We start from the raw sequence: 12,904 nt of genomic DNA, 5'->3' as shown, positions 1-12,904 counted from the left end.
CGGCAGCGCTAGAAGTGGCCACCGGCGAACGCCGTGAAGAACACCTCAGCTCCGTAACCGGATCGGTTGCCGAGATCGCCGCCCGTTCGTGAGCCTGTGGACAACCTCCGATGCTTCTCCCGCGCCCGGCGCAGGATGACCCGCGGAAGGGAGTCGACATGACCACACTGCGCGGATGGGCGGCCAGGGCACGCCTCCTGCTGGGCGACGACCGCGGCGACGTGCCGGGCTGGGTGCTGATCACCCTGATGACGGCCGGGCTCGTCGTCGTGATCTGGGCTCTCGCCGGTCCGGCGCTGAGCGGCGTGTTCCAGCAGGCGATCGATCGCGTCACCGGTTTCTAGCCGTGCTGCGGGCGCTATGCGGCGAGCGCGGGGCGGCGGTGCCCGAGTTCGTGCTGGTCGCCGCGCTGCTCACGGTCGTCGCGCTCTCGGTCATGCAACTCGGCCTCGCCCTCCACATTCGCAACACCGCCGTCGATGCCGCGGCGGAGGGAGCCCGCTACGCCGCGCTCGCCGGTGCCTCGCTCGAGGACGGAGCCGAGCGCACGCGCGACCTGCTCGCCACCGCGCTCGGGCCCGGCTATGCGACGGACGTGTCCGCCGATTACACCGATCACCTCGGACACCCCGCGACGGTCGTGACGGTGCGGGCGCCGCTGCCGCTGCTCGGGCTGCTCGGCGTCGACGACGCCTTGGAGGTGAGCGGGCATGCGGCGGTGGAGGTGGTCGGATGACTCCGGCACCGCGTCCCTCGAGTTCGTCTCGGTCGGCGTGCTCCTGCTCGTCCCCGTGGTCTACCTGGTGCTGGTGCTCGCGCAGGTGCAGGCGGGCGCGCTCGCGGTCGAGGGCGCGGCCCGACAGGCGGTGCGCGTCTACGTGCAGTCGTCGTCACCGGCGGAGGGCTCGGTCGCCGCGCAGCGCGCCCTCGCCTTCGCCCTCGACGATCACGGACTCGACGCGTCGGCGGCTCGGCTGGGCATCGCGTGCGAGGCGCGGGGCGACGGATGCCTCCGCCGCGCCGCCACCGTGACGGTCACCGTGTCGACGACGGTGCCCCTTCCGCTGGTGCCTCCGGTGCTCGACGTCGAGACGCCGCTCGGGGTCCCGCTGGAGGCGCAGGCCACGCAGCAGGTCTCGCGGTTCTGGAGCGGCGAGTGAGGGTGGACAGTGGCTGAAGCTGCGGCGGGATCCGACGGGAGGAATGCCGCGTGATGGGTGATGAAGGGACGCGACGGAGTCTGGGCTGGTCTCCCAAGGGCGCGGACGACGAGGGGTCGACCCTCATCCTGACGTCGTTCTACGCCTTCCTGTGCCTCGCACTCGTGCTGCTCGTCACGGCGGCGACGTCGCTGTACCTCGAGCGCAAGCGGCTGTTCACCCTCGCCGACGGCGCCGCGCTCGCCGCGGCCGAGGCGTTCACGCTCGGCGAGGTCGCCGTCACGGCCCATGGACCGCGGCCCACCCTCACCGACGCCTCCGTCACCGAGGCGGCGGGGGAGTACCTCGGCTCGGCGCCCACCGCGCTCGACGGAGTCCGCCTCGAGAGCGGCGGCACCGCCGACGGCCTCAGCGCGACCGTGACGCTGTCGTCGGCCTGGGCGCCGCCGGTGCTGACGGTCTTCGTGCCCGACGGCCTGCGGCTCGAGGTGACGGCGACCGCGAGGAGCGTGTTCGGCACCGAGTAGTCCCGACGCCGAATCCACGCGACCCGGGAGTGGGGCGCAGAGCATCCCGGGCCGGTCCTCGACCCCGAACTAGGCTCGACTGCATCAGCCCCCGACTCGCCCCGCTCGACCGCGACATCCTGCGCCTCGCCGTGCCCGCCCTGGGCGCGCTCGTCGCCGAACCGCTGTTCCTGCTCACCGACACCGCTCTCGTCGGGCACCTCGGCGCTGCGCCGCTGGCCGGGCTGGGCATCGCGAGCACGGTGCTGCAGACGGTCGTCGGGCTGCTGATCTTCCTGGCCTACGCCACCACCCCGACGGTCGCGCGCCGGCTCGGCGCGGGCGACGAGCAGGGCGCCATCCGCGCGGGCATCGACGGCATCTGGCTCGCCATCGCCCTGGGGATCGCGCTCGCCGCGGCCGGGTTCCCGCTCGCGGCACCGGTCGTCGGCGCGTTCGGGGCGAGCGAGGACGTCACGCAGCAGGCGACGGTCTATCTCACCGTCTCGCTGTGGGGGCTGCCCGGCATGCTCATCGTGATCGCGGCGACCGGCCTGCTGCGCGGGCTGCAGGACACCCGCACGCCCCTCGTCGTCGCAGTCGCCGGGTTCGCCGTCAACGCCGCCCTCAACGCGCTCTTCATCTACGGGCTGGGGCTCGGCATCGCCGGGTCGGCCCTCGGCACCGTCGTGGCCCAGTGGGGCATGGCCGCGGTCTACCTCGTGATGGCGGTGCGAGCCGCGCGTAGGACGGGCGCGACGCTGCGGCCGGGCGTCGCGGGGGTCACGGGCGCGGCGGCATCCGGCGGCTGGCTGCTGCTGCGCACGGCGAGCCTGCGCGTCGCGCTGCTCGGCACGGTCGCCGTCGGCACGTCGCTCGGCACGACCGAGCTCGGCACCCTGCAGATCGCGCTGACCGTGTTCTTCACGATCGCGTTCGTGCTCGACGCCTTCGCGATCGCGGGACAGGCTCTCATCGGGCACGGCCTCGGGGCCGCCGACGTCGAGCGCGTCCGCGCCGTGACCGCGCGCCTCATCCGGCTCGCCGTCGGCGGCGGGGTGGTGCTCGGGGTGCTGATCGGCGCGGCCGCCCCGCTCCTGGGGCCGCTGTTCTCGAGCGACCCGCGAATCCACGCCGCCCTCGCCCCGACCCTCGCGGTGCTCGCCGCGGGGATCCCGCTCGGCGGCTACGTCTTCGTGCTCGACGGCGTGCTGATCGGCGCCGGCGACGCGCGCTACCTCGCCCTCACCGGGCTCCTCAATCTTGCGGTCTACGTGCCGCTGCTGCTGCTCGTCGGGGCGAGCGGACTCTCCGGGGTGCTCGCCCTCGTGCTGCTGCAGGCGGCGTTCTCGTTCGGCTACCTCGGCGCCCGCGCGGTGACGCTCGGCCTCCGGGCGCGGGGCACCGCCTGGATGGTGACCGGCGCGTAGGCGCCGGGTCGTCTACGCCCGTTCGCCGGCGAGGAACGCCCGAGCCTCCGCCACGTGCGAGGGGAGCAGTCCCTCCCGCGGATCGGGGGAGACGAGGTGCACGGATGCTTCCGCGCGCGCCCACTCCGCGGCATCCGCGCCGAGCCGGTCGTCGATCCACACGGCGCGGTCGTAGTGCTGCCGGCCGAGCCACCGCCGCACCCAGTGCAGCTTCGGCGTCGGGGCGGGGCGATCCGGGTCGGCGTCGAGCTCGGCGGGGAACGCGATGGCGTCCGCGCGCTCGGCGAGCCCGATGCCCTCGCCGAGATCGTGCGCGAGCACGGACGGGTAGGTCGTCGCCCAGACCAGGCGGCCGAGCTCCGCGAGCTCGCGCACGAGGGCGGCACGCTCGGGGGAGACGTGCAGGCGCCCAGCCGCGAGGCGGGGATTCAGCACACCGTCGACGTCCAGCAGGACGAGGGCCCGCACCCCGCTAACCGCAGGTGCCGGGGTCGGTGCCTTCCGCCGTGCCGTAGACCTCGAGCCGCAGGGGCTCGCTGCGTCCGGCGTCGTCACCCTCGTCGGGGTCGACAGTGTCGACGACGCACGCGATGTCCGCTTCGCCTTCGACCCACTCGATCTCCGGAGCCGCGGTGAAGCCCGCACCCGAGATCGCGGTCCTCGCCTCGCTGAGGGTCGCGCCCTCGACATCCGGGACCTCGATGCGGCCGCTGCCGTCGCTGAAGTACACGGTCACCTGCGAGCGCTCGTCGACGAGTGTGCCGGGGGCGGGGTCGGTGGAGTGCACGGCGCCCTCGGGCTGCTCGCTCGGCACCGTGCCGCCGTCGACGAAGCGCAGGTTGTCGCCCGACAGCCGGCTGCGCGCCTCACGGGCGGTGAGGCCCGCGATGTTCGGGACCGCCACGCCGTCGCCGTCGATCACGGCGTCGGAGGGGTCGGCGAACGCGTCGCCACCGTACCGGTTGATGAACTCGGTCATCACCGCGCGCATGATGCGGTGCCGATCGTTCTGCGCCGAGACCCGCTTGAGCGAGGTGTCGCCGACGATGTTGCCGACCCAGACGGCGGTCGCGACGCGGGTGGTCGAGGTGACGATCCAGGTCTGCGCGTAGCTGTCGGCGGTTCCGGTCTTGCCCATGATCGGGGTCGAGCCGGAGGGGTTCGACGCGACACCCGTGCCGCCCGACATCACGCGCTCGAGGGCGTACACGACGGTGTTGGCGACGGCGGGGTCGACGGTCTGACGGCACGTCGGCTGCTGTCCGCCGAGCTCCTGACCGGTCGAGTCGACGACGCGGTCGACCACGATCGGGTCGCAGTAGGTGCCCTGGTTGGCGAGCGTGGCGAACGCGTTCGCCATCGTCATCGGCGAGATGTTGTTCGTACCGAGCGTCGCCGCCGGGTTCGACTCGAGCTGCCCGCCATCGGCGCGGTGCACCCCGAGCGACTCGGCGGCCTTGCGGATGCCGCAGAGGTCGAGCTCGTACGTCATCGACGCGTACGCGGTGTTGATCGACTGCGTCGTGGCCTGCATGACCGAGACGTTGCTGTAGCGCGAGCCGCCGTCCTCACCGGAGTTCTTCGGCTCCCACGGGCCGTACCAGGGACCCATGCACGAGTCGGTGAAGTCGGCGGAGTCCCACTTCTTGTTGCGGGCGTCGATCGTCTCGTTGAGGCCGTGACCGGTCTGCAGCCAGTTGAGGAGCGTGAAGACCTTGTAGGTGGAGCCCGTCTGGAAGCCGCCGGAGTTGCCGTAGGCGAAGTCCGCGCTGTAGTTGACGCTCGTCCCGGTGAACGGGGCGTTCGCGGTGTTGTCGTAGTCCTTGTTCTGCACCATCGTCAGCACGCGGCCGGTGCCGACCTCGATCGACACGGTCGCGCCGCCGAGCTGGAGGCGGGTCTCGTCGTTGGGAACGTTGGCGTCGACGGCCTGCTGCGCGACGACGTTCATGTCGGCGTCGAGGCTCGTGTAGATGTCGTAGCCGCCGGCGTTGAAGTTCGCGACGCGCTCCTCGGGCGTCTCGCCGAACATCGGCATGTCCTTGACGGCCTTCGTCACGTAGTCGCAGAAGAAGCCGGCGTCGAACTGCGCGCCCATGCAGCTGTTCTGCGGCCGGGAGAGCACCGGCGCGATCGGGGTGGCGATCGCCTCGTCGTACTGCGCCTGGTCGAGGTACCCCTCGACCTTCATGAAGCCGAGGATGACGTCGCGACGCTGCTTGTTGGCCTCGTAGTTCTCCTCGCTCGTGAGGTTCAGGGCGGAGGGCTCCTGAACCATCGCGATGAGGCTCGCGGCCTGCGCGGGGGTGACATCGGACGCGTTGACGGAGAAGTACTTCTGCGCCGCGGCCTGCACCCCGTAGGTGGCGGAGCCGAAGTTCGCCACGTTGAGGTAGGCGAGGAGGATGTCGTCCTTCGAGTACGTCTTCTCGAGCCCGATGGCGAGCTTCATCTCCTCGACCTTGCGGCCGAGCGTCTGCTTGGTGGCCTCGCGGTACGCCTCCTCGTCGTTGCCCGCCGCGACGATCTTGAGGTTGCGCACCGTCTGCATCGTGATGGTCGACGCGCCGCCCTCGATGTCCCCGGAGCCGAGGTTGCCGATCGCCGTGCGGATGACGGACTGGATGTCGACGCCGCCGTGCTCGTAGAACCGGCGGTCCTCGCCCGCGATCGCGGCGTTCTTGAGGTTGTCGCTGATCTGGTCCCAGGGGAGCGCCTCGCGGTTCTCGCTGAAGACCGTCGCGACGGGCACGTCCTGCCCGTTCGACTTGCCGTAGATCGTGTTGCGGCCCGGCAGCTGACCGATCTCGAGCGCCTCGGGCAGGTCGTCGATTAGCTGTACGGCGCTCGACGTGCTGACGCCCGTCACCGCGATCATCGGTGCCACGAGTGCGGCGACGAGCACGCCACCGATCGCGCTGAAACCGAGCAGGCCGGCGACCGCCGAGAGCACCCCACCCGGTGAACGTTCTCCCCGGTCCATGGTCTCGACATTAGGGGACTTCTCCTGTGAGCACCGGCCCGCACACCAACAAATGCGTAACACCCCCGAACGAGGGGGAACTGCTCGGTGTCGGCTGTACGCGCGTTGTATTCGCACCGGACGTCAAGGGAGGACTGCTCGAATGATGCTCATGCAGATCCCGAGGGCGAGCAGAATCGTGCAGCTCGTCTATTGGGGCGGAATCCTTGGAGGCTGGGCGCTGCTGCTCGGTCTCTACGTGACCGCGGTCGTGCTCGAGTCGCAGCAGGCGGGCGTCGAGCCCGTCGAGCTCGCGGGCATGCTCGGTTTCGGCATCGGGTCCGCAGTGATCTGGCTCATCGGCATCCGTCACCTCGCGATGTGGCTCGTGGCCCGAGCGGCGCGGCCGCAGCGGATGCCGCGCGCGATCGTGTCGTCGAGCGCCCGCGTCGCCCTGCTCTACTGCACCGCCGACGACCTCAACCCGGAAGCCCTGCTGCGCAGCCTGCAGCAGGACCGCGACGTGACCGGCATCATCCTCGACGACTCCTCGACCGCCCTCGCGCGCGCCGCCGTCGACCGGCTCGCCGAGGAGGAGGGGCTACAGGTCATCCGCCGGCGGCACCGCACCGGGTTCAAGGCCGGCAACCTCAACCACGCGATCGCCCAGTTGATCGACCGCTTCGACTACTTCGTCGTGCTCGACAGCGACGAGGTGATCCCGCCGCACTTCGTCACGCGCGCTCTCGCCGACTTCGCGGGCGACCCCCGGATCGGCGTCGTGCAGGGTCGTCACCGCGCGGAGCCCGACGGCACCCTGTTCACGGAGGCCTTCGCCGGGCTGCTCGAGTCGCACGTGTCGGTCGTGCAACGCGCCCGCAGCCGGATGGGCTTCTCGGCGTTCATGGGGCGGGGCGGGATGATCAGCGCCCGCTGCCTGCGTGCGACCGGGCCGTTCCCGGAGGTCGTGACGGAGGACGTGGCCTACAGTCTCGAGGTGCGCCGGGCCGGCTACCTCGTGCACTACGACGACGACCTCGTGAGCGTCGAGGACTACCCGGTCGACTACCAGGCGTTCCGCACGCAGCACGCGAAGACCGCCGAGGGAACGATGGAGTTCCTCCGCGGCGCGTGGCGGCGCATCCTTGGCTCGAAGATGGGCGCGGCCGAGAAGCTCGACCTCCTGGTCGAGCAGATGGCGGTGCCCGCCGTCGGCGCGTCGAGCCTCATGCTCTTCGGCAGCGGGCTGATCTTCGCCGCGGTCGACTCCTCGGTGCGGCAGCCGATCTGGGCCGTCGTCGCGACCGGTCTCTTCGGTGTCGCCGCACTGCTTCCCGAGACCGTGCGCCGGCTGCGCCACCGCGGCCCTGTCGTCGCGGCGTCGTTCCTCGCGGCCGCGGTCGCGCTCTACGCCTCGACGCTGGTCGTCACGCTCGCCGCGATGGTCCGCGTCTCGGGCGGCGGTCGCGCAGTCTTCAAGATCACCCCCAAGCGCGCGCACGGCGGGGGAGCGCGCGCGATCCTCAGCGCGCTGCGCCTCGAGATCTCGGTCGCCGTCGTCATGCTCGCGCTCGCGCTGCTCGTCTCGGGCAACCTCCTCGCCGCGATGCCCTTCCTCGGGCCCGTGGTCTTCGGTGTCGCGTTCGCCGTGATCGGCTCGCGGCCGGTGCGCCCCTGGGTGCGCGCGCGGCTGCCCGAGCGCCGGCGCAGCAGCATCCGCTCGGCATCCTGACCCGAGCCCGCGGCAACAACCCGAGCTCCGGCGTAACAAATCGTCCGCTCCCGTAACAACAGGGCGGATGACTGGGGCGCCTGCCTACGCTCGCCCCGTGGATCCGCTCATCGCTCTCACCGTCGTGCTCGGCGTCGTCGCCGCCGCGACGCTCGCGGGCGTGGTGCTACGGGCGCGCGACGGGCGGCTGCGCACGGCATCCGGGGACACGACGCTCGAGCCCGCGGCGGACGCGTCGGTGACGCTGGTGCAGTTCTCCACGCAGTACTGCTCGCGGTGCCCCGGCGTCCGGCGGATGCTGCTGGAGGTGGCCGGAGCGCACCCCGGCGTCGCGCATCGCGAGATCGACCTGACCGACCGCCCCGAGCTCGCGAGCGAGTACCGCATCCTGCAGACGCCGACGACCCTGGTGCTCGACCCCGGCGGGCGCGTCGCCGCCCGGATCGCCGGGGTGCCTCGCCGCCGCGACCTCGAGGCACGCCTCGCCACCCTCACCGAAGGAGCATCATGAGCGACTCCCGCATCGACCCCCGTGCCCCGCGACTGACGGCCGGCGTCACCGCCGTGGTGCTCCTCGTCGCGATCTACCTGCTCCTCGCCGGGCCCACCGCGGCGGGCGTCGTGCTGCTCGCGGTGCTCGTCGCGTCGTTCGCGTGGGGCGCTGTCGCCGGCGTGCGGCGGCACCCGCTCGGCTGGGTGTTCCGCCGGTTCGTGCGGCCGCTGCTCGCTCCTCCCGCCGAGCTCGAGGACGCCGCTCCGCCCACGTTCGCGCAGGGGGTCGGGCTCGTCGTGACCGGCGTCGGCCTCGTCGCCGCGCTCCTCGGGGCGACGACCCTCGCCGCCGTCTTCGCGGGGCTCGCGTTCGTCGCGGCGTTCCTCAACGCCGTGTTCGGCTACTGCCTCGGCTGCCAGATCTACCTGCTCCTGGCGCGGGCCGGGCTGTTCCGTCGCACCGCGTGACCGCGCGGCCCCCGATCATCCGTCGGCGCTAGCGTTAGCGCGTGGAGTTCGACTGGCTCGCGCTGCAGAAGCGCGCACACGAGGAGTTCGCGGCACGGATCGCGGCGATCAGCGACTGGGAGGCTCCGACCCCCGACGACGAGTGGTCGGTGCGCGACCTCGTGTCGCACGTCGTCGACGAGCAGCGCTGGGTGCCGCACCTGCTGAGCGGGATGACCGTCGTCGCCGCCCGCGGACGGCTCGTGCCCCTCGGGCTCGACCTCGAGGCGGAGTGGCACCGCTACTCCCGCTCGGCGACCGAGGCCTGGCACTCGACGCCCCTCCACCAGGAGGTGCACCTCTCCTACGACACCGTGACCGTCGCGGACTACCTGCGCGAGCAGGTCAGCGACGTCACGATCCACACCTGGGACCTCGCGCGCGCCAACGGGCGCGACGAGCAGCTCGACCCCGCCCTCGTCGAGGCGGCGTGGTCGATCTTCGAGCCGCAGAAGGAGACGCTGCAGGCCAGCGGCCTGTTCGCGAGCCCCGTCCCCGTGCCCGACGACGCGCCGCTGCAGACGCGGCTGCTCGCGCTGACCGGCCGCGACGAGCGGACGCCGCTGCGCTGAGCCGAGCCGGACGCCGGTCAGTGCCGCCGGTCAGTGGGTCTCGGCGGGTTCGCGTTCGTCGGACGACGCGGGCGACAGCTCCACCCGGTACAGCGCGCCCTCGCCCGTGAGCGCGAGCGCGAGGGCGGGCGGGGAGTCATAGCCGGCGGACTGCGCGTCGGCGTCCGCGATCGAGTGCGCGGGCTCGACGGAGTCGATCCGCACGGGTCCCGCCTCGGTCTCGAACACGTCGCCCGGGCTCACGGGAACCTCGTCCCAGCGGTGGAACGCGAGCGTGACCGACCCCTCGGCGACACCTCGGGCGATGTGCTCGGGAAGCCTCATGACGTCATCGTGTCGCTGCAGCCTGAGAGAATGTCAGGGTGAACGGCGATTACGAGGTCTCGAAGAGCGAAGACGACTGGCGCGAGAAGCTCAGCGCTGACGAGTACGCGGTGCTGCGGGAGTCCGCCACCGAGCGTGCCTGGTCTGGCGAGCTGCTCGACGAGGACCGCGCGGGGCTCTACACCTGCAAGGCGTGCGGCAACGAGCTCTTCGTCAGCGGCACGAAGTTCGACTCCGGATGCGGCTGGCCGAGCTTCTACGAGTCCGTCCGGCCCGACGCGGTCGAGCTGCTGCCCGACCACAGCCTCGGTATCGAGCGCACCGAGGTCCGCTGCGCCCGCTGCGGCTCGCACCTCGGTCACGTCTTCCCCGACGGCTTCGGCACGCCGACGGGCGACCGCTACTGCATGAACTCCCTCGCGCTCGACTTCAAGGCCGAGTAGCCCGCCGGCCGCGCTCGGGGCGACCATCCGAGCGGATGACGCGAGTCATCCGTCCGGCCGATGAGGGGCGCCCGGGCGCGGACCTAGCGTCGGCATCATGTCCACCCCCACCCTCACGGTGCACGAGGCGGCGATCGCGCAGAACACGCGCACGCTCGCCTCGGCGACGAGCGGCGCCGTCATGGCCGTGCTCAAGGCGAACGCGTTCGGTCACGGCATCCGGCCCGAACTCGTGCTCGCGAACGGCGCGAGCTCGCTCGGCGTCACGAGCATCGACGAGGCGCTCGCGCTCCGCGCCCAGGGCGTGCGCGCGCCGCTGCTCAGCTGGCTGAACCCCGTCGACGCCGACTACCGCGCCGCGATCCTCGCCGACGTGCAGCTCGCGGTGCCCTCGCTCGCGCACCTCGAGGCCATCGCGCAGGCGGCCCAGGCCGAGCGGCGCCGGGCCCGGGTGCACCTGCACATCGACGTCGGCCTCGCGCGCGACGGCGCCTCCCGCGACGAGTGGTCGCCGCTCTGCACGATCGCCGCGACCGCCGAGCGTCGCGGACTTCTCGACGTGGTCGGCGTCATGGGACACCTGTCGAGCGCCGACCGCCCGGGCGACCGCGAGAACCGCGTCGAGACGCTCGTCTTCGGCAACGCGGTGCGCACCGCGTGGCGGCGGGGGCTGACCCCTCGCGTGCGGCACCTCGCCGCGACGGCCGCGACGCTCACGGCACCCGCGACGCACTTCGACCTCAGCCGGATCGGGGCCGGCCTCTACGGCATCGACCCGAGCGGCCGCACCGCTCTCCGCGGCGCCATGACGCTCACCGCGCCCGTCGTCAGCGTGCGCCGCGTGCGGCCCGGCACGGGCGTCGGCTACGGGCACTCGCACGTCACCGACCGCGCGACGACGCTCGCCCTGCTGCCGGTTGGCTACGCCGACGGCGTCCCGCGCTCGGCCACCGAGCGGGCGCTCGTACAGATCGGCGGGCGACGGCACCGGGTCGTCGGCGCCGTGTCGATGGACCAGATCGTCGTCGACGTCGGCGACGCGACGGTGCGGCCCGGCGACAGCGCGACCCTGTTCGGGCCGGGTGACGGCGGCGAGCCGACCGTCCACGACTGGGCGGCTTGGTCGGGCACCATCGCCCATGACATCGTGACCGGCATCGGGCAGCGCGTGCTGCGCCGCGTCGCGTCCCTCGAGGAGGCCTCCGCATGACCCCATCGCCGTCCGTCGTCGTTGTGGGCGGGGGCACGAGCGACGAGCACGACGTCTCGCTCGCCTCCGCCGCGGGCATCGCCTCCGCGCTCGATCCCGCGCGCTTCACGGTCACGCGGCTCACGATCGAGCGCGACGGGTCGTGGTCGGATGCCGCGGGCACGCCGCTCACGACCGCGGACGCCGTCGCGGTGCTGCTCGCCGCCGACGTCCTGTTCCCCGCCCTGCACGGCACGGGCGGCGAGGACGGCGCCTTCGCCGGTTTCGCGCAGCTGCTCGGTCTCGCCGCGGTCGGCTCGCCCGTGCGTGCCGGGGCCATCGGCATGGACAAGTGGACGACGAAGCTCGTCGCGCGCGAACTCGGGCTCCGGGTCGCCGCGGGGGAGCTCGTGCACGCCTCGGACGCCGCGCCGCGGCATCCGCTGCCCCTCGTCGTGAAGCCGAACACGGGCGGCTCGTCGAACGGCGTCTCGGTCGTGCGCACCGCCGCGGAGCTCCGCCCCGCGCTCGAGCTCGCGCTCGCCGACGGGGGAGGGGCGCTGCTCGAGGAGTTCCAGAGCGGGCGCGAGCTCGACATCGCGGTGCTCGAGCGTGCCGACGGATCGCTGCTCGTGTCGCCCCCGCTCGAGATCTCGACCCCGGCGGGCGGCGTCTTCGGCAGCGACCTCAAGTACGGCGGGCAGCCGCCGTTCACGGTGCCAGCCGAGATCAATCCCGCCGGGCTCGTCGCGCTCGAGCAGGCGGCCCTCGCCCTGTTCCGCGCGCTCGGCTGCCGGGGCATCGGCCGGTTCGACTTCTTCCTGACCGCGGACGGGCTCGTGCTCAACGAGGTCAACACGATGCCCGGGTTCACGCCGCTGTCGCAGGTGCCGCGGATGTTCGCGGCCGCGAGGCTCTCCTACGCCGAGCTCGTCGAGGAGCTCGTGCTCGGAGCGCTCCGGCCCGCGCCCGTCACGCGCTGACGTCGCGGGTGTGCGGCCGCAGCACCTCGACGTCGCCGGCGCCGAGGGAGGGGTCGATCTTCGCGGGGGCCGAGCCGCCCTGCACCGCGGTCGTGCTCGCCGTGAACAGGTGGGCCACCGCGCGCTGCAGGTGCCGGTAGGCGCCCTCGGCGGCGGCGGCCTCGGGCGAGGTCGCATCGAGACCGAGGGCGGCGAGCGCGTCGATCACGGCGCCGGCGACTAGCAGGTCCTCGACGGCGAAGCGGATGCCCCCGTCGCGCTGCTCCCCGGCCGCAACGATCGCGATCGAGGTGCGCGAACCGAGGCGCTGCTGGAGGTCGACGAGCCAACGCGCGACGGCAGCCGCCTCCGGCATGCCGGTCCGCACGATCGCGGGCGCCGCGGGCAGCGCGTCGACGGGGACGTCGGCCGTGGGGATGCCGTCGACCCAGACGAGGACGTCGGCGTCGGAGGCGACCGCCGCGGCGCCCTCGAGGCCCCACTCGAACCGCACCTGGTAGCGCTCCTGCTCGCTGCTCCGCGGGGCGGCGCTCGTGGACTCGGTGCCCTGAGGTTCGGTGCTCTGCAGTTCGGTGCTGTGCTGCTCGGTGCTCACCCGCTCATC

General features: G+C 72.6%; 16 protein-coding genes. 12 read left to right on the top strand and 4 right to left on the bottom strand.

Annotated features, from left to right (window positions below):
* The first annotated feature begins 158 nt into the window (after positions 1–158).
* From JUB10_RS00665 to JUB10_RS00645, 5 genes are all read left to right on the top strand, one after another.
* Positions 159–344, top strand: a complete 186-nt coding sequence (locus JUB10_RS00665) for a hypothetical protein (RefSeq protein WP_207453316.1) — start codon at positions 159–161, stop codon at positions 342–344.
* A 38-nt stretch (positions 345–382) separates the two neighbouring features.
* The gene (locus tag JUB10_RS00660; protein WP_307859028.1) at positions 383–736 is read left to right on the top strand and encodes a TadE/TadG family type IV pilus assembly protein; all 354 of its coding nucleotides are present in this window, start codon (positions 383–385) and stop codon (positions 734–736) included.
* Positions 711–1,160 carry a hypothetical protein gene (locus JUB10_RS00655; protein WP_207453314.1) on the top strand — a complete coding sequence of 150 codons (450 nt, stop codon included), beginning with the start codon at positions 711–713 and terminating at the stop codon, positions 1,158–1,160. The genes JUB10_RS00660 and JUB10_RS00655 overlap by 26 nt, the downstream gene beginning before the upstream one ends.
* Positions 1,161–1,213: 53 nt before the next feature.
* Complete coding sequence (locus tag JUB10_RS00650) at positions 1,214–1,687, top strand: pilus assembly protein TadG-related protein (protein WP_207453312.1); 474 nt, start codon at positions 1,214–1,216, stop codon at positions 1,685–1,687.
* Positions 1,688–1,818: 131 nt separating this feature from the next.
* Positions 1,819–3,096: an MATE family efflux transporter gene (locus JUB10_RS00645; RefSeq protein ID WP_207453311.1), complete on the top strand. Its 1,278-nt coding sequence runs from the start codon at positions 1,819–1,821 to the stop codon at positions 3,094–3,096.
* Positions 3,097–3,108: 12 nt separating this feature from the next.
* Here the strand turns inward: JUB10_RS00645 and JUB10_RS00640 are convergent, their stop codons facing one another.
* Both JUB10_RS00640 and JUB10_RS00635 read right to left on the bottom strand, forming a co-directional pair.
* Entirely contained in the window at positions 3,109–3,564 is a 456-nt protein-coding gene (locus JUB10_RS00640; protein WP_207453309.1) for an HAD domain-containing protein, read from the bottom strand.
* A 4-nt stretch (positions 3,565–3,568) separates the two neighbouring features.
* On the bottom strand, positions 3,569–6,079 hold the full coding sequence (locus JUB10_RS00635) for a transglycosylase domain-containing protein (RefSeq protein WP_207453308.1): 2,511 nt from the start codon (positions 6,077–6,079) through the stop codon (positions 3,569–3,571).
* 151 nt (positions 6,080–6,230) lie between these two features.
* On the opposite strand from JUB10_RS00635, the gene JUB10_RS00630 reads away from it, so the two are divergent.
* The 4 genes from JUB10_RS00630 (at position 6,231) to JUB10_RS00615 (ending at position 9,361) form a co-directional block, all read left to right on the top strand.
* A complete protein-coding gene (locus JUB10_RS00630) occupies positions 6,231–7,790 on the top strand; it encodes a glycosyltransferase (RefSeq protein ID WP_207453306.1) in 1,560 nt (519 codons plus the stop codon).
* Positions 7,791–7,887: 97 nt separating this feature from the next.
* Entirely contained in the window at positions 7,888–8,301 is a 414-nt protein-coding gene (locus JUB10_RS00625; RefSeq protein WP_307859027.1) for a TlpA family protein disulfide reductase, read from the top strand.
* Positions 8,298–8,750 carry a DUF4395 domain-containing protein gene (locus tag JUB10_RS00620; protein ID WP_207453304.1) on the top strand — a complete coding sequence of 151 codons (453 nt, stop codon included), beginning with the start codon at positions 8,298–8,300 and terminating at the stop codon, positions 8,748–8,750. Before JUB10_RS00625 ends, JUB10_RS00620 begins: the two co-directional genes overlap by 4 nt.
* Positions 8,751–8,791: 41 nt before the next feature.
* On the top strand, positions 8,792–9,361 hold the full coding sequence (locus JUB10_RS00615) for a TIGR03086 family metal-binding protein (RefSeq protein WP_207453303.1): 570 nt from the start codon (positions 8,792–8,794) through the stop codon (positions 9,359–9,361).
* Positions 9,362–9,391: 30 nt separating this feature from the next.
* On the opposite strand, the gene JUB10_RS00610 is transcribed toward JUB10_RS00615, so the two are convergent.
* Positions 9,392–9,685, bottom strand: a complete 294-nt coding sequence (locus JUB10_RS00610) for a hypothetical protein (RefSeq protein WP_207453302.1) — start codon at positions 9,683–9,685, stop codon at positions 9,392–9,394.
* Positions 9,686–9,723: 38 nt separating this feature from the next.
* Between JUB10_RS00610 and msrB the strand changes: the two genes are divergently transcribed.
* From msrB to JUB10_RS00595, 3 genes are all read left to right on the top strand, one after another.
* Positions 9,724–10,128 (top strand): peptide-methionine (R)-S-oxide reductase MsrB, encoded by a 405-nt coding sequence (gene msrB, locus JUB10_RS00605; RefSeq protein ID WP_207453301.1) that lies wholly within the window; start codon positions 9,724–9,726, stop codon positions 10,126–10,128.
* Positions 10,129–10,225: 97 nt separating this feature from the next.
* Entirely contained in the window at positions 10,226–11,338 is a 1,113-nt protein-coding gene (gene alr, locus JUB10_RS00600; protein ID WP_207453300.1) for an alanine racemase, read from the top strand.
* Positions 11,335–12,300 (top strand): D-alanine--D-alanine ligase family protein, encoded by a 966-nt coding sequence (locus JUB10_RS00595; protein WP_207453298.1) that lies wholly within the window; start codon positions 11,335–11,337, stop codon positions 12,298–12,300. The genes alr and JUB10_RS00595 overlap by 4 nt, the downstream gene beginning before the upstream one ends.
* On the opposite strand, the gene JUB10_RS00590 is transcribed toward JUB10_RS00595, so the two are convergent.
* Positions 12,290–12,895, bottom strand: coding sequence for a hypothetical protein (locus JUB10_RS00590; RefSeq protein WP_307859026.1), 606 nt, complete (start codon positions 12,893–12,895; stop codon positions 12,290–12,292). The genes JUB10_RS00595 and JUB10_RS00590 overlap by 11 nt on opposite strands.
* Positions 12,896–12,904 lie beyond the last annotated feature (9 nt).

It is taken from the genome of Desertivibrio insolitus, assembly GCF_017355965.1.
Lineage (GTDB): Bacteria > Actinomycetota > Actinomycetes > Actinomycetales > Microbacteriaceae > JAFIQW01.
Note: the sequence above shows the minus strand (reverse complement) of the source record. Positions and strands in the feature narration are given on the sequence as shown.